Annotated in this window: 13 protein-coding genes; 9 read left to right on the top strand and 4 right to left on the bottom strand. The window is 69.2% G+C overall.

The window, feature by feature from the left end:
- Positions 1-91 precede the first annotated feature (91 nt).
- Together ACVTJA_RS38395 and ACVTJA_RS38390 are read left to right on the top strand one after the other, a co-directional pair.
- On the top strand, positions 92-1,225 hold the full coding sequence (locus ACVTJA_RS38395; RefSeq protein ID WP_465827734.1) for a mannosyltransferase family protein: 1,134 nt from the start codon (positions 92-94) through the stop codon (positions 1,223-1,225).
- The gene (locus ACVTJA_RS38390) at positions 1,222-1,890 is read left to right on the top strand and encodes a class I SAM-dependent methyltransferase (protein ID WP_465827730.1); all 669 of its coding nucleotides are present in this window, start codon (positions 1,222-1,224) and stop codon (positions 1,888-1,890) included. The genes ACVTJA_RS38395 and ACVTJA_RS38390 overlap by 4 nt, the downstream gene beginning before the upstream one ends.
- Here ACVTJA_RS38390 and ACVTJA_RS38385 read toward each other — a convergent pair.
- On the bottom strand, positions 1,863-2,711 hold the full coding sequence (locus tag ACVTJA_RS38385; protein ID WP_465827726.1) for a ChbG/HpnK family deacetylase: 849 nt from the start codon (positions 2,709-2,711) through the stop codon (positions 1,863-1,865). The two genes, ACVTJA_RS38390 and ACVTJA_RS38385, sit on opposite strands and share 28 nt — an antisense overlap.
- Positions 2,712-2,721: 10 nt before the next feature.
- Positions 2,722-3,522: a glycosyltransferase family 2 protein gene (locus tag ACVTJA_RS38380; protein ID WP_465827725.1), complete on the bottom strand. Its 801-nt coding sequence runs from the start codon at positions 3,520-3,522 to the stop codon at positions 2,722-2,724.
- 133 nt (positions 3,523-3,655) lie between these two features.
- Here ACVTJA_RS38380 and ACVTJA_RS38375 point away from each other — a divergent pair, with 133 nt between their 5' ends.
- From ACVTJA_RS38375 to ACVTJA_RS38365, 3 genes are all read left to right on the top strand, one after another.
- The gene (locus tag ACVTJA_RS38375) at positions 3,656-4,603 is read left to right on the top strand and encodes a GGDEF domain-containing response regulator (RefSeq protein ID WP_465827722.1); all 948 of its coding nucleotides are present in this window, start codon (positions 3,656-3,658) and stop codon (positions 4,601-4,603) included.
- Between the two features lie 167 nt (positions 4,604-4,770).
- Positions 4,771-6,351 (top strand): ATP-binding protein, encoded by a 1,581-nt coding sequence (locus ACVTJA_RS38370; RefSeq protein ID WP_465827721.1) that lies wholly within the window; start codon positions 4,771-4,773, stop codon positions 6,349-6,351.
- Entirely contained in the window at positions 6,348-7,805 is a 1,458-nt protein-coding gene (locus tag ACVTJA_RS38365) for a sigma-54-dependent transcriptional regulator (protein WP_465827718.1), read from the top strand. The genes ACVTJA_RS38370 and ACVTJA_RS38365 overlap by 4 nt, the downstream gene beginning before the upstream one ends.
- 1 nt (position 7,806) lies before the next feature.
- Here the strand turns inward: ACVTJA_RS38365 and ACVTJA_RS38360 are convergent, their stop codons facing one another.
- Complete coding sequence (locus tag ACVTJA_RS38360; RefSeq protein WP_465827716.1) at positions 7,807-9,141, bottom strand: replication-associated recombination protein A; 1,335 nt, start codon at positions 9,139-9,141, stop codon at positions 7,807-7,809.
- Positions 9,142-9,255: 114 nt separating this feature from the next.
- On the opposite strand from ACVTJA_RS38360, the gene ACVTJA_RS38355 reads away from it, so the two are divergent.
- The 3 genes from ACVTJA_RS38355 to ACVTJA_RS38345 all read left to right on the top strand — a co-directional run bounded on the left by ACVTJA_RS38355 (position 9,256) and on the right by ACVTJA_RS38345 (position 13,374).
- Positions 9,256-10,101: an NAD(+)/NADH kinase gene (locus tag ACVTJA_RS38355; protein ID WP_465827714.1), complete on the top strand. Its 846-nt coding sequence runs from the start codon at positions 9,256-9,258 to the stop codon at positions 10,099-10,101.
- 48 nt (positions 10,102-10,149) lie between these two features.
- The gene (locus ACVTJA_RS38350) at positions 10,150-12,510 is read left to right on the top strand and encodes a serine/threonine-protein kinase (protein ID WP_465827711.1); all 2,361 of its coding nucleotides are present in this window, start codon (positions 10,150-10,152) and stop codon (positions 12,508-12,510) included.
- Positions 12,511-12,600: 90 nt separating this feature from the next.
- On the top strand, positions 12,601-13,374 hold the full coding sequence (locus ACVTJA_RS38345) for a YdcF family protein (RefSeq protein WP_465827709.1): 774 nt from the start codon (positions 12,601-12,603) through the stop codon (positions 13,372-13,374).
- Between the two features lie 3 nt (positions 13,375-13,377).
- On the opposite strand, the gene ACVTJA_RS38340 is transcribed toward ACVTJA_RS38345, so the two are convergent.
- Positions 13,378-14,991, bottom strand: coding sequence for a bifunctional metallophosphatase/5'-nucleotidase (locus tag ACVTJA_RS38340; protein ID WP_465827707.1), 1,614 nt, complete (start codon positions 14,989-14,991; stop codon positions 13,378-13,380).
- Between the two features lie 251 nt (positions 14,992-15,242).
- On the opposite strand from ACVTJA_RS38340, the gene ACVTJA_RS38335 reads away from it, so the two are divergent.
- Positions 15,243-17,156, top strand: coding sequence for an alpha-amylase family glycosyl hydrolase (locus ACVTJA_RS38335; protein ID WP_465827705.1), 1,914 nt, complete (start codon positions 15,243-15,245; stop codon positions 17,154-17,156).
- Positions 17,157-17,209: the final 53 nt, after the last annotated feature.

Raw genomic sequence — 17,209 nt, 5'->3', positions numbered from 1 at the left:
TCGCTTCGGTCCGTACCCGCCCGGGAGTCTGCGTCTTCGCGGACTCCCGGGCTTGACCGGGCGACCTTCTGGACCGAGCCTCCCGGCCTCCATGGCCCGCTCCGCGTCCCGCACCATCGCCCTCGTCACCGTCGTCGCCGTGGTGCTGTGCAGTACCGCCGCGGGGATGGGGGCGTATCGCCTCTGGCACAAGAACAAGCAGAACCCCGTCGTCCGGCTCGACGAGTACGTCAACATGGGCTGGGTGGCGTGGGACTCCAGTTGGTACATGCGCATCGCGGAGCAGGGCTACGAGTTCACCGCGGGCCAGCAGAGCTCGGTGGCCTTCTTCCCGCTGTACCCGCTGCTCATCCGCGCGGTGGAGACGCTCGGGCCCAACGTGTACCAGGCCGGAGTCCTCATCACGCTCTTGTGCGGCCCATTGGCGCTGATTCTCTTCACGCTCTGGGCACGAGGACGCACGGACGAGGAGACGGCGCTGCGGGCCGGCCTGCTGATGGCCTGCTACCCATTCACCTTCTACTTCTACGGCGCGATGTACTCGGACGCGCTGTTCGTCATGCTGGTGATTGCCGCCTTCCTGTTGCTGGAGCGGGGGCTGCTGTTGCCCGCGGTGCTGGTGGCGGCGGTGGCCACGGCGGCGCGGCCGGTGGCTCCGGCGGTGGTGGTGGGCCTGCTGGTGCGGCGGCTGGAGTGGAAGCGCGAGCGCGGTGAGAAGTGGAGCGCGGTGGACTTCCTCCCGGTGCTCGCGGGGCTGGGCTTCGGTTGCTACATGCTGTTCCTCTGGCACAAGTTCGGAGACCCGTTCGCCTTCGTGAAGGTGCAGGGCGCTCCGGGATGGGACCAGCGGCCGGGGTGGCACTCGTGGCTGAAGGTGAGCTGGTTCGAGCGCGTCATCCTCCACCCCACGGACAAGCGCGAGGCGTTCCGCCTGGCCGCGCATGCGTTCTTCACGCTGCTGGCGCTGGCGCTGGTGTGGCCCACGCGGAAGCTGCTCGGGTGGGGTTACGCCGTCTATGTGCTGGCGATTGTCGGCCTGCCGGCGTGGTCCACGAAGGACTTCATGGGCATGGGGCGCTACCTGCTCTCCTCCTTCCCGGTGTTCCTCACCGGGGCCATGCTGTTGCGACAACGGCCGATGGTGTTGCGAGGGGCGGTCGCGGTGGGCGCCGTGTCCGTCATCGTCCTCTCGTGGGCCTTCGGCGCGGACTACTACATCTCATGAGCGCGCTCCTCGAGCAGGCCACCGCCCTCTACGCCTCGTTGCCCGCGGCCGAGCGCTTCCATGTGCATGCGCGGGCGTCCTCCGCGCCGCTGCTGGCCGTGGCCTCGAGGACCCCGGGTGGCGCCGTGGCGGACATCGGCTGTGGACACGGGCTGATGTCCGCGCTGCTGGCCCTGTCGGACCCGCGCCGCACGGTGCGCGGCGTGGACCCGGACCCGCGCAAGGTGGCGTGGGCTCGGAAGGCGCTCGCGGGGTTGTCCAACGTGACGCTCGCGGAGGGCACCGTGGAGGAGACGCTCGCGAAGGAAGCCCCGGGCGCCTTCGACGCGGCGGTGGTGTGCGACGTGCTGTACCTGCTGCCCGAGGCGAAGTGGCCCGGCTTCCTGCGCACGGTGCATGGGCTGCTCAAGCCAGGCGGGCGCTTCCTGCTGAAGGAGGTGGAGGGGGATGGCTCCTGGAAGCACCGCAAGGCGCTGGCGCAGGAGTGGGTGATGGTGTCGCTGCTCGGGCGCACGAAGGCGAGCGGGGGAATGGCGCTCAAGCCTCGCGCGGAGATGACGCGGCTGCTGGAGGAGGCGGGCTTCAGCGTGCGCGAGGTGGTGGACCTGGGACGCGGCTACACCACGCCGCACGTGCTCTACGTCGCGGAGGCGAGGCTGCCGTAGGTGTGCAGCTCGATGCCCCGCTCACGCAGCACGGCCTTCACGCGCGGGCTCGTGAGCGCGTCCAACTCGGCCTGCCAGCCGTAGCGCCACGCCGCGTCCTCGGGCACGTGCGGGGTGCCTTCCCCCGGATGGCAGCCCAATTCGAAGTCGCCCGCCGGCAGCGCATCCAGCGCGGCCATCAGCGCGCCCTCATCCAAGCGCCCCGCCTCGAACACGCCGCCCGCGCTCACCCTCCGCACGCCCGGCGTCCTCCACGGCGGCACCCGCGCCAGCGCCGCGAGCACCGTCGCCTTCACCGCAGGCCCCGGCGCCCGCAGCCACCGCACCCTCGGTAGCGCATCCGGCCACCGCAGCGGCAGGCCCTCACGCGCCGCCAGTGCCTCCACCACGCCCCTCACGCCCGGCAACAGGTGCAGGTGCTGGTGCCCATCCAGGTGGTCCACCGCCACGCCCAATTCCCGCGCGCGCTTCAACTGCGCGGCCAGCTCCACCTCCACCTCTTCCCGCCGCACCGCCCCGGCCAGCCACGCCTTCGCGAAGTCCGCCCAGCTCCCGCGCATCCGCCCGCCCGGCGCCACCGAGGGCACCGCATGCACGGGCGCCGCCGGAGGCAGCCGTGTGGACAACGCCAGGTGCAGGCCCACCGCCAGCCCCTGCTCACGTGCACGAGCCGCGGCCTCGGGCGCCGTGGGCCCCATGGCCAGCAGCGTCGCGCTGGTGACGATGCCTTCGCGATGTGCCCGGAGGATGCCCGCGTCCAGCGAGGGGTGCAGCCCCAGGTCGTCCGCGTTCACCACCAGGCGCGTGTGTGCTCGCGCCACGCCTTGGCCCTCAGCCCCGCGCCGCGCGGCCCGTGCTCGTGGGCGGCACCGCGTGCAGCGGCTGCACCGACGGCGGCAGGCGCACCGGCTGCACCGGAGGCTGCGGCGAGCGCGTATCCGGGTACAGCCGCACCAGCTCCTTCACCATCTTCACGATGACCGAAGGCGACGCCAGCGTGGAGATGCCGCGCGTGCGCGGGAAGTAGTCCACGCCCATCTGGAACACGCGGAAGCCCTTGCGGATGGCCTTCACCACGAGTTCGGCATCAATGAACGAGCCCTCGCTGCGCAGCTCCATGGACTCCAGCACCCGGCGGTGCATCACCTTGAAGCTGAAGTTGACGTCCTTGATTTGGATGTCGAACAGCGCGCGGATGAGCAGGTTGTAGACGAACGAGTAGACGATGCGCTTGGGGCCCTCGCTCGTGCGGTCGAACCGGAAGGCGCAAATCATGTCCGCCTCCAGGTACTCCATCAGGTGCAGAGAGCGCTCCAGCTCGCGCATGTCCCACGGCAGGTCCACGTCCGAGTAGACGACGATGTCCTTCGTCGACGCCGCCAGGCCCGTGCGCATCGCCCCGCCCAGCTTGAGATTGACGGGGTGGTGGATGACCCGGAGCTGCGGAATCTTTTGCGCCATCGCCTCGCAGATTTCGCGTGTCCGGTCCGTGGAGGCATCGTTGACGATGATGATTTCGAAGTCGTCCGTCAGCTGGGGGAGCACGTCCAGGGCGCGGCTCACGGCGCGCTCGACGTAGTCCTCCTCGTTCCAGGCCGGGAAGAAGAGGCTGATGCTGGGGTACTTGCCCACGGGAGACCTCGACGGAAAAACGTGCGGAAGTGAACGCGCTCGGTAGCAGAGGACCTTCCCTGATTCAACGAGAGGGGGTCGCACTCCACCGCACCGGCATGATACCGTATGAGCATCAATTTGCGGGGATACTGTGAACTCCAGGCCCTACACCCTGCTCGTGGTGGATGACTCGCAGTCAACGCTGCCCCGGCTGGCCCGGGCCCTGGGGCCGGAGGACTTCGCGCTCCGGCTGACGTCCCACGGTCCGGAGGTACCCCGGCTGGCCCGCGCCGCGTCCCTGGTGGTGCTCTGCCTGGGCTCGGATGGCGCCGGGATGCTGAGCGTCCTGGACCGCCTGCTTCCGCCGGACGGAGGTCAGGGCACCCCCGTCGTCGTGCTCGCCCCGCCCGAGCCGCGCGAGCCGTGGCTGGAGGCGCTGCACCGGGGCGCGGAAGTCATTTTCGACCCATGGAGTGATGACGAGCTCGCCGCGCGGGTGCGCCGGTGCCTGTGGCATCAGGCCCGGGTGGAGGCGCTCGCCTCCCAGGTGGGGGAACTGCAGCGGCTGTCCTCCACGGACGGCCTCACCGGCGTCCACAACCACCGCCACTTCCAGGAGCGGCTGCGCGAGGAGTTCCGCCGCGCCCAGCGCTACGACGACGCGCTGTCGCTCATCCTCCTGGATTTGGATCACTTCAAGGAGGTGAATGACCAGTACGGCCACGCGGCCGGGGACGGCGTGCTGCGCGAGGTGGCCGCCGCCCTCCAGCGCGGCGTGCGCGAGACGGACCTCGTGGCCCGCTACGGAGGGGAGGAGTTCGCCGTGCTGCTGCCGCGCACCCACCTCACCGGCGCCCTCACCGTGGCGGAGCGCGTGCGCCGCGAATTGCGAGCCCTGCGCCTGGGGGCCGAAGGGACCCTGCGCGTGACGGCTTCGCTCGGGGTTTCCGGTTTTCCCCACCGCTCCGTGCTCACCCCGGAGCAGCTCCTCCTCACCGCGGACGAGGCCCTCTACCGGGCCAAGCATGAGGGGAGAGACCGCATCTGCCTGCACTCCCAGCTCCCCCCGTTTCCGCCTCCTTCCTCGTCCGGCGGCTGACCCGGGTCAAACACCCTGGGTAGGTATTGACCCGTTTGGTGGGGGAGGGTCTATGCTGACTCACGTCCTCTTGAGTCACGAGAGCATCAAAGCTCGTGATTTCAGGAGTTTACCGCGCAATGGGCTCTGGCAGGGCCATTGCAATTGTCGTGAGGCAGAAAGAATCCATGGGTCCCCAAGCCGCACAGCTCACGAAGCAGGACGCAGCGCCGCGCGGACGGCTGCTGCTGGTGGATGACGAGGAGAACATCCTCAAGTCCATCCGCCGGGTGCTGCGGCGGGGCGACTGGGAAATCGAGACGGCGACGGACGCCGAGCAGGGGCTGCGGACGCTGCAGCAGTTCCACCCCGAGGTCGTCATCTCCGACTTCCGCATGCCGGGGATGAACGGGGTGGAGTTCCTCACCCAGGTGAAGCAGCAGGAGCCGCGCGCCCAGCGCATCATGTTGACGGGCCAGGCGGACCAGCAGGCCATTGAAGAGGCCATCAACCGCTCCGAAATCTTCCGCTTCATCTCCAAGCCCTGGAACGACAGCCACCTCGTCCTCACCGTGAAGAGCGCCTTCGAGCAGTACGCGCTCCAGGCGGAGAACGAGCGGCTGTACCAGATGACGCAGGCGCAGAACGCCGAGCTCAAGCTGCTCAACGCGGACCTGGAGGAGCGCGTCGCCCAGCGCACGCGCATGCTCAGCCAGGCCAAGCGCGAGTGGGAGCTGTCCTTCGACTGCATGGAGACGCCGCTGTGCGTGGTTCGCGCGCGCGACTTCGCCGTGCGCCGCGCCAACCTCGCGTATGCGCGCGTCGCCGGGCGCTCGATTGAAGAGATTCCCTCGGACACCGCCTGCTACCGCTACCTCTTCGGCCGCAACGAGCCGTGCACGGGCTGCCCGCTGCCGGCCGCGGTGGAGAGCGGCAAGGGCGCGCGCGGCGAGGTGCAGCAGGCCGGCCGTACCTACGTCGTCTCCGCGTACCCCATGGCGGGCGATGACCGCGTGGTGTGCACCTACCGCGACGTCACCGAGGAGCAGTCGATTACGCGGCGCCTCATCGAGACGGAGAAGATGGCCGCGGTGGGCCAGCTCGCCGGCGGCGTGGCGCACGAAATCAACAACCCGCTGGGCGGCATCCTCGCCTTCGCGCAGCTCATGTCCCGCGACGCGGGCCGCAGCGGCTCGGACCTCGAGTCGCTGAAGCTGATTGAAGAGAGCGCGCTGCGCTGCAAGCGGATTGTGGAGAGCCTCCTCAAGTTCAGCCGCCACAGCCGCGTGGAGGACAGGCGCCTGTTCGACTTGTCCAAGTGCGTGGAGGACGCGGCGGTGCTCTTCCGCGCGCAGCTCAAGGCGACGCCGAAGGTGGAGCTGTCGCTGGGGCTGATGGAGGGGTTGCCGAAGGTGTACGGCGACCCGGGCCAGCTCGCGCAGGTGGTGCTCAACCTGCTGCAGAACGGCCTCCAGGCCTTGCCGTCTCCCGAGGGGCGCCTGTCCCTGGTGACGGGCCGCGAGGGAGACCGCTGCTACTTCGCCGTGGCCGACACCGGCACCGGAATCGAGGAGCGCCACCTGCCGCGCATCTTCGAGCCGTCCTTCACGACCAAGGCCCCCGGTGAAGGCACCGGCCTGGGCCTGTCCATCGCCTACCGCATCGTCCAGGACCACGGGGGGAGCTTCCACGTGGACACCCAGGTCGGCGCGGGTTCCCGCTTCACCGTCTTCCTGCCCATTCCCCTGCAGCTCGAGAGGTTGCCGTGAATCCAGTCAAGCGCGCCAAAGTCCTCGTCGTGGATGATGACTCCGTCGTCCTCAAGGCCGTGACGCAGATTCTCCAGCGCGAAGGCCACCCCGTGGTGGCCATTGACGACGCGGTGGAGGGTTTGACGGCTGCAAAGGACCCCAGCATCGATGTCGTCGTCCTCGACATCAAGATGCCCAACCTGTCCGGCATGGACCTGCTCCGCGGCATCAAGGCGGAGCGCCCGGACGTGGAGGTCATCATGATGACGGCCTTCGCCACCGTGGAGACGGCGGTGGAGGCGGTGAAGGCGGGCGCGTACGACTACCTCACCAAGCCGTTCGAGAACATCGACGAAGTCAGCATGACGGTGGCCAAGGCCGCCGAGCGCAAGGCGCTGAAGGACCGCACCCGCGCCCTGGAGGAGGCCCTCACCGCGCGCAGCCAGTTCGAGGACCTCATCGGCCAGTCCACGCAGATGCGCTCCGTCTTCAAGCTGGTGGAGACGGTGAGCCACTCCACCGCCACCGTCCTCATCCAGGGCGAGAGCGGCACGGGCAAGGAGCTGGTGGCGCGCGCCATCCACTACCGCAGCTCGCGCAAGGACAAGCCCTTCGTCGCCGTCAACTGCTCGGCGCTGACGGAGACGCTGCTGGAGAGCGAGCTCTTCGGCCACGTGAAGGGCAGCTTCACCGGCGCCACCGGCAACAAGAAGGGCCTCTTCGAGGCGGCCGACGGCGGCACCATCTTCCTCGATGAGATTGGCGACGTGCCCCCCGCCACCCAGGTCCGCCTGCTGCGCGTGCTGCAGGAGGGTGAGGTGAAGCGCGTGGGCGCCAACGAGTCCATCAAGGTGGACGTGCGCGTCATCGCCGCCACCCACGTGGACCTGTCCCGCGCCAAGGAGCAGGGCAAGTTCCGCGAGGACCTCTTCTACCGCCTCAACGTCATCACCATCGACCTGCCGCCGCTGCGCGACCGCCCCGAGGACGTGCCGCTGCTCGCGCACCACTTCCTCAAGCTGTACGCGTCCAAGGCGGACAAGAAGGTCACCGGCATCTCCCCGCGCGCCATGGAGGCCCTCACCTGCAACCGGTGGACGGGCAACGTGCGCGAGCTGGAGAACGTCATCGAGCGCGCGGTGGTGCTGACGGCCAACGACGTCATCGACGTGGAGGATTTGCCGCCCGGCTTCCAGGCCGCGCCGCAGGCCGACTCGACGGTGGAGGTGTTCAGCCTGGCGCACCTGCCGTACGCCCAGGCCAAGCGCCTGGCGATGCGCGCCTTCGAGCGCCGCTACCTCTCCGCGCTGCTGGAGAAGAACAACCAGAACGTCTCCAGCGCGGCGCGCGCGGCGGGCGTGGACCGCTCCAACTTCCGCCGCCTGCTGAAGCAGTACGAGGTGGCCGGCCGCTCCATGAAGCCCCGCACGCCCAAGCAGGACGAGGGCGAGGCGATGGAAGCCGCCTCCTGATTCAGCCTTCCTCCCCCGGCTCGCGGGGCTTGCGCTCCGCGAGCTGGCGCTGAATCTCCTCGTAGCGGTCCGCCAGCTTCGCCTCCTCGCCGTTGCGCGAGGGGCTGTAGAAGCGGCGGGCCCTGAGGGCCTCCGGCAGGTAGTCCTCGGGGACGTAGTTGCCCTCGAAGTTGTGGGGGTACTTGTAGCCGCCCCCGTAGCCCAGTGACTTCATCAGCTTCGTGGGCGCGTTGCGCAGGTGCATGGGCACCGGCAGCGCGCCCTCGCTTTTCACGGCCTCGCGCGCGGCCATGTACGCGGTAATCACCGTGTTCGCCTTGGGGGCCAGCGCGAGGTACGTCACGGCCTGCGTCATCGGCAGGGTGCCCTCGGGCAGGCCCATGAGCTGGAAGGCGTGCAGCGCGTCCACCGCCACGCCCAGCGCGCGCGGGTCCGCGTTGCCGATGTCCTCCGAGGCGAAGATGACCATGCGCCGGAGGATGAACATGGGGTCTTCCCCCGCCTCCAGCATCCGCACCATCCAGTACAGCGCCGCGTCCACGTCGCTGCCGCGCATGGATTTGATGAAGGCGCTGATGACGTTGTAGTGCTCCTCGCCGCCCTTGTCGTAGAGGAGCATCTTCTGCTGCAGGGCCTCCTCCGCCGAGTGCTTGTCCACGTGCGTGCCACCGTGGGCCGCCGCGACTTCCAATGCGGTGAGGGCCTTGCGCGCGTCGCCGCCCGCGGTGCTGGCGAGGAAGTCCAGCGCCTCGTCGTCCACCGTCACGCGGCCGCCCAGGCCCCGCTCGTCCGCCACCGCGCGGCGCAGGAGGGGAATGAGCTCGTCCTCCTCCAGCCCGCGCAGGGTGACGACGCGGCAGCGGGAGAGGAGCGCGGCGTTGACCTCGAACGAGGGGTTCTCCGTGGTGGCGCCGATGAGCGTCAGCGTGCCCTTCTCCACATGGGGCAGCAGCGCGTCCTGCTGCGCCTTGTTGAAGCGGTGGATTTCGTCCACGAAGAGGAGGGTGCGCTTCCTGTGCAGCTTCCACCGGTCCTGCGCGCGGGCCACCGTGTCGCGGATGTCCTTCACGCCGGAGAGGACGGCGGAGATGGACTCGAAGGCGGCGCCGGTGGAGCGGGCGATGACCTGCGCCAGCGTCGTCTTGCCGGTGCCGGGCGGGCCCCAGAGGATGAGGCTCGGCACCTGATCGCTCTCGATTGCCCGGCGCAGGAAGCGGCCCTCGCCGGTGACGTGCTCCTGGCCCACGAACTCGGCGAGCGAGCGGGGGCGCATGCGCTCGGCCAGCGGCGCCTGGGTGGCCTGCTCCTTCTGGCCGGCATGTTCGAAGAGGTCCATGAGGCCTGAAAATAGCGACCGGAGGACCTGGGTGCCGGGTCAGGTGTCGGCGGGAGGGCACCCCGACATTTCGGGGGAGCGCCCGGACGCCCGGCTGGACTAGAACGCGGCCGCGTGCAGACCCTGGCTATCGTCGCGAAGAAGGACAAGCCCGAGGCGGCGGCCCTGGCGGTGCAGATCCGCGAGCGCTACCCGCAGTTGACCATCCTCGGGGACCGCTCCCTGGCGCACACACTGGGCTGGCCCCGCGTGGAGGACCGGGAGCTGGCGGCCCGGGCGGACCTGGTGGTGGTGCTGGGCGGTGACGGCACGCTCATCTACGCGGCCCGCATGCTGGGCGGACGCGGGGTGCCGATTCTGGGTGTCAACCTGGGCAGCCTCGGCTTCATGACGGAAATCCCCGTGGAGGAGCTCTTCACCACGCTGGAGCAGGTGCTGGCGGGGCGCTTCCAGGTGGACTCGCGGATGAAGCTCACCTGCCGGCTGCTCCGCGGCGGGCGCACGCTCATCGAGGACGAAATCCTCAACGACGTGGTCATCAACAAGGGCGCGCTGGCGCGCATCGCCGACCACGAGACGTCCATCGATGGCGTGCCGATTACGACGTACAAGGCGGACGGCGTCATCCTCGCCACGCCCACCGGCTCCACGGCGTATTCGCTGTCCGCGGGCGGGCCCATCGTCCACCCGTCGGTGGACTGCACGGTGCTGTCACCCATCTGCTCGCACGCGCTCACGCAGCGCTCCATCGTCGTGCCGGCGGACCGGGTGATTCGAATCACCCTGCGCAGCGAGACGGCGGACACGTACCTCACGCTGGATGGACAGACAGGGCACGGACTGCAGGGCGGGGACTGCATCGAGGTGGTGCGCTCGCCCAACCGCGTCAACCTGGTGCGCAATCCAAAGGTGGCGTACTTCTCCATCCTTCGTCAAAAGTTGCACTGGGGAGAGCGCTGACGGGCGCGTCACTGCAAGGGATTTGACTCGCGGTGCTAGGCTTCGCTCATGGGCGAGGCTCCCGCGACCTGGTTCGGCAAGTACGAGTTGCTGGAACGGCTGGGCACCGGCGGCATGGCGGTTGTCTATCGCGCCCGGTACACCGCGGCGCCTGGCGTCAGCAAGTTCGTGGTCATCAAGCGGGTCCTCACGCACTACGCGGAGGTCCCCGCGTTCGCCGCCATGTTCCTCAACGAGGCGCGCATCTCGATTGGCCTCAGCCACGGCAACATCGTCCAGGTCTTCGACTTCGGGCAGGTGGAGGGGGAGTACTTCCTGGCCATGGAGCTGGTGGACGGGCAGCCGCTGTCCCGGGTCCTGAAGATGGCCCGGGCCCAGGGACTGCCATCGCTCCCGGCCCCGCTGGCGGTAGGGATTGCCATCGAGATGTGCCGCGGCCTGCACCACGCGCACGAGCGGACGGACGAGCAGGGGCGTCCGCTGGGCCTGGTGCACCGGGACATGTCTCCCGACAACGTGCTGCTCAGCTACGAAGGCGAGGTGAAGATTTCCGACTTCGGCATCGCCAAGGCCCGGCTGGTCGGGCGTCCGGAGACGGACGTGGGCGTGGTGAAGGGCAAGTACCTCTATCTCTCTCCGGAGCAGGCCCGGGGCGAAGTCGTGGATGCCCGCTCGGATGTCTATTCGGTGGGGGTGGTGCTCTACCAGATGCTCTCCGGGCGCTGTCCGGCGGAAGGCGTCGAGCTCGAGGTCATGGAGAAAATCGTGGAGGGCCGGCTGGTTCCGCTGGCCTCCCTCAACGCGCGGCTGGATTCGCGGCTGGTCTCGATTGTCCATCAGGCGCTGGCGACCGACCTCCACGTCCGCTTCTCCACCGCGGAGGCGTTCCAGCAGGCGCTCTCGGATTGGATGGGCAGGGAGGCCCCTCTCTTTCGCCCGACGACGCGCAAGCATTTGATGACCTGGCTGTTCCGCGAGGAGCTGGCCGTGGCGGGAAGGGGCGCGCGCGTCCCGCCGGAGTTCCTGCGCATGGTGGAGACGTGGCGCGAGACGCGGGCCACCCTGCCTCCTCCACCAAGGCTCGGTACCTCCGCGCGGACCGGGCCGCCCCGGCGCAAGCGATGGGAGATGGAGCAGGTCGCCATGCCGCCACCTCCCGCGCCGAACGGCCAGGTCCGTCCCGCGGGCATCAAACCCGCGCTCTGGAAGATGGGCGCGGGAGGAGTGGCGACACTGCCTCAGTTGGGACTTCCCGAGATGGTGGGGGACGCCGCCTACCCTCGGGACACCCTGCTCACGGAGCCCGTTGGCGAGAGCCGGCGCCGGAAGGCGCTGCGCTGGCTGGCCATCGGCACGGGTGTGAGCGGCCTGCTCGCGTTGGCGGTGCTCTGTCTCCTCGTCATGCGCGCATCCGGGCAGCGGGTGACCGTTCAGTCCGAGCCTCCAGGGGCGTATGTCTTCGTGGATGGGGCCATTCAGGGCCAGACGCCCCTGACGATGGACCTCCAGCCCTCCACCGCATCGCAGAGGGTGACCCTGGTGCATGGCGGGTGGCGGTCCTGGGTCCACTCCTTTGCCCCCGGAGAGCTCAAGAGGGAGCTGGAGGTGAAGCTGGCTCCGCTGCGCACGCAGGTCCCGGACCTGGCCATGGCGGGCTCGGAGGGCATGCTTCCGCCGGAGAAGGGGGAGCCCGCCATCCAGGTCCTCGAGAAGGTGCCCGCTCGGATTCTGTTGAAGCACGGGCGCAATTCCTATCGTCCCGAGTCCCGTGCGCGGTGGATGGTGCTCAACCCGCAACACACCTACTCGGCGTGGCTCTCCAGGCCGGCGGGAGGTGCTCCCGGCTCCGGAGCCTCTTCCGAGGGAACGTGGGACTCGAGCCCGCTGCTCGCGGTACCCGACGGTACGGACGCGACGGCGGGCTCGGCCATCCAGATGCTCGGCTACAGGCCCAGCACGTTGCCGTCCGCGAAGGTGGTGTATTTCTTCTTCCTCGGACAGGGGGAGGCCCCGGGCGCGCCCGGGTTCTCCGTGGTCAACGTCCGGGATGAGATGACCAATGAGGTGGTCTCGCTGGGGGTCGACAAGACGCTGCACTGGCAGGCCTACCTGCCCAATTCCCAGTTCGTGCTCCGCAAGCTCGAAGGAACAAGCCGTTACGTCGTGAGGGTCCGGCGCATGAATGCGAGTCCGGGCGAGGTGGGCCTGGTGACGCCTCCCGGGACGCGGGTGTCGGGAAGACAGGGGTGGGCGTTGATTCAGCTGCTCGGCGAGGGCCGGTACGAGGTGACTGGCCTGCGGCAGATGGAGTTTGCCCTGCCGGACCGGAAGGCGATGGCCGGGGCGCCCGCGGCGGCCTTCGAGGTGGCGGTGGACGCACCGGGCTCGGTCTCCGTCGAGGAGAACTGACGAGGTCTCGGCGCCGGGAGCGGGCTCGGGTAGGCCGCCAGATGGGGGATGCCGAGCCGGCGCGGAAGCGCTATCTGGAGCCTTCCTGCGATGTTCCTCTTCCTTTCGAAGGTGCTCGACATCTTCCTGGCGCCGCTGTCGTGGGCGCTGCTGTTCCTGCTTGCCGGGGCGCTGCTGCGGCGCCGTGCCAGGGCCTCACGGCTGCTCAGCGTGCTGGGGCTGCTGGTGCTCTACGCCTTCTCCACGGAGGCGGTGTCGTCGGCGCTGATGCGGGCGACGGAGGCGGGGGCCGTCACGACGTTCCGCCCGGACGTGACGTACGACGCCGTCATCGTGCTGGGCGGTGGGTTGGACCCCGTCGCCACCGAGCGCTCCGGAAGGCCCGAGTACAACGCCGCGCCGGAGCGGCTGCTGCGCGGCTTCGAGTTGCTGCGGGAGGGGAGGGCGCAAAGGGTGCTCATCTCCGGCGGCTCGCTGGACCCGAGGCCCGAGGCGGTGGTGGAGGCGGACGTGCTGTCGAAGCAGCTCCAGGCATGGGGCATCCCGGCGGAGCGCATCCTCGCCGAGGGGAAGAGCCGCAACACGCGCGAGAACGCGGTGGAGTCCGAGCGCATCATCCGCGCGCAGGGGTGGAAGACGCTGCTGCTGGTGACGAGCGCCGCGCACATGCCGCGCGCCGCGGGCTGCTTCGCCGCGGTGGGCCTGCGGCCGGACACGCTGCCCGTGGACGTGCGCACGTCGGACACACCGCTCAAGCGCATGAGCTGGCTGCCCCGCGCGGGCAACCTCAGCCAGAGCACGGATGCGCTGCGCGAGCTGGCGGGGCGCGTCGTCTATGAGCGGCGCGGGTGGGCGGTGCGGTGAGGGCTACTTGGGCGGCGGCGGCGGCCGGCGCGCGTCCTTCGTCAGCGTGGCGTCACCGATGCGGACGATGCGCCCCTCCGGCTTCGCGCGCGGCGCGGGCTTGCCGGTGCGGAACGCCTCCGCCAGCACGTCCAGCGGCGTGCCCTTCTGCACGGGCGTGGAGGGCAGCCCCTTCAGCATCTCGTAGCCGTCCTTGCCGCCCGCGAGGAAGCTCAGCGTCGCCAGCTTGTACGTGGCGTCCGCGTCCAGCGGCTTGCCGCCCACCTTCACGTCCACCACGCGCTCGCCCGCGGGCTTGCCCGCGTCGTACGTGAAGCGCAGGCCGGACACCTGCGGGAAGCGGCCGGGCTTCGCGTCCTCGCGCGCCAGGCTCACTCCATTCTCCAGCGCCGCCTTCAGCGCGGCCCCCTTCACCTCCACCACCACCAGCGAGTCCTCGTACGGAAGAATCGCGTGCAGCTCGCGCCGCGTCACCACACCCGCAGGCAGCACCGCGTCCGCGCGCAGGGCGCCGCCATTCACCAGCGCCACGTCCGCGCCGGCCGCCGCGCGGAACGCATCCGCGACGAAGGAGCCCAGGTTCGTCTCCCGCGTGCGCACCTCCACCGAGCGCGCGTCCAGCGCCACCGGCGTGCGGCCCACGCGCTCGGAGAGCCGGGCGAACAGCGGCTCATATGCCTTCATGGCCGCGTTGAAGTCCGCGTCCTCCGGCACCTTGCTCGTGACGGGCATCCGCTTCCACGTGGCCTTGCGCACCGCCCCCGTCGCCGCGTCCACGTCCAGCGTGAGCCGGCCCAGCTCCACCGCGTCCGCGGGCACCTTGAAGATGGGCGTCCCCGTGGAGCGGTCCTCCGCGCCCGTGTGGTCATGCCCGCCCAGAATCGCATCCACCTTCACGCACTTCGCGAGCGCGCGGTCCTCCTCCAGCGTCAGGTGCGTCAGCCCCACCACCACCGTGGCGCCCGCCTCGCGCAGCTTCGTCACCGCGTCGCGCGACGCCTCGCAGGAGTCCCCGAAGTTCGTGTCCGGCCCGGGCTTGGAGGTCTTCTTCGTCTCCGCCACCACCACGCCGAACAGGCCCAGCTTCACACCGCCCACGTCGCGCACGTCCCAGGCCTTCACGCCCTCGAAGACGCCGCCCGTCTTCGCGTCCGTCACGTTGGCGCCCAGCCACGTGAAGCGCGACTCGTGGATGCGCTCGCGCAGCGCCTCGTCGCCGAAGTCGAACTCGTGGTTGCCCAGCACCGCGTAGTCCAGGCCGAGCGCGTTCCACGCATCAATCATCTGCCGGCCCTTGAGCGCCTTGCCGTCCACCGTCAGCAGCGACTCCACGGACGGAGACAGCGTGTCGCCGCCCAGCACCGTCACCGCGTCCGGGGCCTCCTTCAGCACCTGCTTGCGCAGCGTGGCCACCCGCGCCAGCCCGCCCCGGCGACCCGCCTCCACCGGCTGCACCTGATACACGTCCGCCAGGTGCAGCAGCGTCACCTTCCGCGAGGCAGGCGCGGCCGGCGCGGAGGGCTGGGCCCCCGAGGCACGGTCCGCCGTCAGCACCACGGCCAACGCGAGCGGCAGGAGCAGGGCCACGCGTCGGGCCGGCGCTGTCGTCGTCTTCATCTCGGCTCTTTCTCCAGAGGCAGAAGGGCGCCCGTCGGCGCCGCGCAGTCCGCCCGGAGTAGCGCAGTCGCCTTTCGAAGGCGAGCCTCCACGTCTTCACGGGGCGTGCGTGATACATGCCGCGTGGCAGCAAATCCGCGCGAATTGCTGCAATGCGACATGATGGAAAGTTACAGGAAAACCGCTTCCGACGTTTGCGCCGGATTCACCGTGGTTGCTAGGACGCCCCTTAACCAAGGGAGGTCCTCATCATGCGGTACGTCAACAGGTGGAGTGCGCTGCTACTGGCCGGCTTGCTGGGCGGTTGTGGCGAGCCCGCTCTCGAGTCGCAACAGCAACAGGTTTCCAGTCCGCAGACCGCCACCGTCTATCAGCCCCTCACTTCTTCGACGCGCCCCGGCATGGGCGCCTCCATCTACTCGGGCGGCACGACGTTCCGCGTCTGGGCCCCGTACGCCAAGCGCGTCTACGTGAAGGGCGACTTCAGCAGCTGGAACGGCATCGAGCTGGGCAACGAGTTCAACGGCAACTTCTCCGGCGACGTTGCCGGCGCCGTGAAGGGCCAGAAGTACAAGTACTACGTCGTCAACCAGTGGGACGGCGGCGCGGATCATGCCGACCCGCGCTCGGCGTGGCAGGAGAACTCGTCCGGCGCCAGCATCATCTACGACCAGGGCACGTACTACTGGAAGTCGCAGCAGTTCAGCACGCCGCCGTTCAACGAGATGGTCATCTACGAGATGCACGTCGGCACGCTCTACGACTCGCCCGGCGGCGGCCCCGGCAACTGGACGAGCGCGATTGCCAAGCTCGACTACCTGAGGGACCTCGGCGTCAACATGGTGGAGGTCATGCCGGCATTCGAGTTCGCCGGTGACTTCTCCTGGGGCTACAACGCGGCCTTCCCCTTCGCGCCGGAGAGCGCGTACGGCAGCCCCGACGACATGAAGCGCTTCGTGGACGAGGCGCACTACCGCGGCATCGGCGTCATCTTCGACGTGGTGCACAACCACTACGGCCCCAGCGATTTGCCCATGTGGTGCTTCAGCGGTGACTGCCTCGGCTCGGGTGGCGAGTACTTCTACACGGACTGGCGGAAGAACACGCCGTGGGGCAGCACGCGTCCGGACTACGGCCGCCCCGAGGTCCGCGCGTACATCCGCGACTCGATGATGAGCCTGACGAATGCCTTCCGCGCCGACGGTCTGCGCTGGGACGCCACCAAGTACATGCGCACCTCGGACGGCAACGAGGGCAACAGCATCGGCGATGCGTGGACGGTGTTCCGCTCCATCAACCGCGAAATCAACGCGACGCAGCCGTGGAAGATCAGCATCGCGGAGGACTTCGGAGCGGGTGACTCCATCACCAACGACGCCACGTCCGACAGCTCGGGCGGCGGCGGCTTCGACTCGCAGTGGGCGGGCGAGTTCGTCCACCCCCTCCGCCAGGCCGTCATCGAGATGAACGACGCCAACCGCGACATGAACGCGGTGAAGAACGCCATCTACCAGCGCTTCAGCGGCCGGCACACCGCGCGCGTCATCTACACGGAGAGCCATGACGAGGTGGCCAACGGCCACAGCCGCGTGCCGGAGGAAATCTGGCCGGGCAACGCCGGGAGCTGGGCGGCCAAGAAGCGCTCCACGCTGGCGGCGGGCGTCGTCTTCACCTCGCCCGGCATCCCGCTCATGTTCCAGGGCCAGGAGATTCTGGAGGACGGCTACTTCTCCGACGGCGACCCGGTGGACTGGAACAAGCTGAACTCCTACGGCGGCATCAAGACGCTGTACCGCGACCTCATCCGCCTGCGCCGCAACTGGTCCAACAACACCCGCGGCCTGCGTGGCGGCAACGTCAACGTCTACCACGTCAACAACACCAACAAGGTGCTTGCCTACCACCGCTGGGATGCCGGTGGCCCGGGCGATGACGTGGTCATCGTCGCCAACTTCAGCGGCACCTACTTCTCCAGCTACAACGTCGGCTTCCCGCGCGGCGGCCTCTGGTACGCCCGCTTCAACAGCGACTGGAACGGGTACTCGTCCGACTTTGGCAACACGGCGACGCTGGATACCAACGCCAACGCCGGCGCCAAGGACGGCCTGGGCTACAACGGCACCATCAAGCTCGGCCCCTACTCGCTGGTCATCTTCTCGCAGTAACGCGTGAGGCAGTGAAGGGCGCCCCGCTCATGCTGGAGCGGGGCGCCTTTTCA

This window comes from Pyxidicoccus sp. M6, assembly GCF_055568925.1.
This window is presented reverse-complemented; position numbering and strand designations above follow the sequence as displayed.

Coding starts and splice junctions, on each gene's coding strand:
- ACVTJA_RS38395 (WP_465827734.1), top strand. CDS start 92: ATGGCCCGCTCCGCGTCCCGCACCATCGCCCTCGTCACCGTCGTCGCC.
- ACVTJA_RS38390 (WP_465827730.1), top strand. CDS start 1,222: ATGAGCGCGCTCCTCGAGCAGGCCACCGCCCTCTACGCCTCGTTGCCC.
- ACVTJA_RS38370 (WP_465827721.1), top strand. CDS start 4,771: ATGGGTCCCCAAGCCGCACAGCTCACGAAGCAGGACGCAGCGCCGCGC.
- ACVTJA_RS38360 (WP_465827716.1), bottom strand. CDS start 9,141: ATGGACCTCTTCGAACATGCCGGCCAGAAGGAGCAGGCCACCCAGGCG.
- ACVTJA_RS38350 (WP_465827711.1), top strand. CDS start 10,150: ATGGGCGAGGCTCCCGCGACCTGGTTCGGCAAGTACGAGTTGCTGGAA.
- ACVTJA_RS38345 (WP_465827709.1), top strand. CDS start 12,601: ATGTTCCTCTTCCTTTCGAAGGTGCTCGACATCTTCCTGGCGCCGCTG.
- ACVTJA_RS38340 (WP_465827707.1), bottom strand. CDS start 14,991: ATGAAGACGACGACAGCGCCGGCCCGACGCGTGGCCCTGCTCCTGCCG.
- ACVTJA_RS38335 (WP_465827705.1), top strand. CDS start 15,243: ATGCGGTACGTCAACAGGTGGAGTGCGCTGCTACTGGCCGGCTTGCTG.